This is a genomic window from Arthrobacter sp. (assembly GCF_031988865.1).
Lineage (GTDB): Bacteria > Actinomycetota > Actinomycetes > Actinomycetales > Micrococcaceae > Arthrobacter_B.
Genome location: NZ_DALZXY010000014.1, coordinates 34,633 through 35,256, shown reverse-complemented (window position 1 = coordinate 35,256; position 624 = coordinate 34,633). Strand labels below are relative to the sequence as shown.

The window sequence follows — 624 nt, the reverse complement described above, 5'->3', positions numbered from 1 at the left end:
CGGGCCCCTGCTGTCTTCGCTGTGTCTGGCGCAGCGCTTAGTGCAGCCGGATGCCTAGGAGGGCGTCGAAGGCAGCTTCGGCCAGCTCGGCCCCTGCCGGCGAGGCGGGCGCTGGGGCATCAGGGCCGTCGAGCAGCGCCGCAGCCCACTCATCGGCCGCGGCCAGCGCGGCCGGAGCATTCAGGTCATCGGCCAGGGCCATGCGGAAACTCTCCAGGAGCGCTGAGGCATCCTGTGCGCTGGTCAGGGGCAGGGCCTCCCGGTAGCGCCGCAGCCTGTCCTGCGCACGCCCGAGGTCCTCGGGCGTCCAGAACCAGTCCGACCGGTAGTGGTGGCCGGCCAGCGTCGTGCGGATCGCCGCCGGCTCAACCCCTTCGGAGCGCAGGCGGGAAACCAGCACGAGGTTGCCGAGGGACTTGCTCATCTTTTCGCCGTCGAGGCCCACCATGCCGGCATGCGCGTAGTGGTCGGCCAGCGGAAGTCCCGAGCAGGCGTAGGCATGCGCAGCGCTCATTTCGTGGTGCGGGAACATCAGGTCCGATCCCCCGGCCTGGACCGTGAAGGGAGCAGGGAGGAACCGGCGGGCAATAACCGAACATTCGATGTGCCAGCCCGGACGCCCGT

Annotated in this window: 1 pseudogene; it reads right to left on the bottom strand. The window is 70.0% G+C overall.

The annotated features are described in order from the left end of the window. Positions 1-37 precede the first annotated feature (37 nt). Positions 38-624 (bottom strand): annotated as a pseudogene (locus RTN46_RS04525) (cysteine--1-D-myo-inosityl 2-amino-2-deoxy-alpha-D-glucopyranoside ligase); the annotation flags it as partial.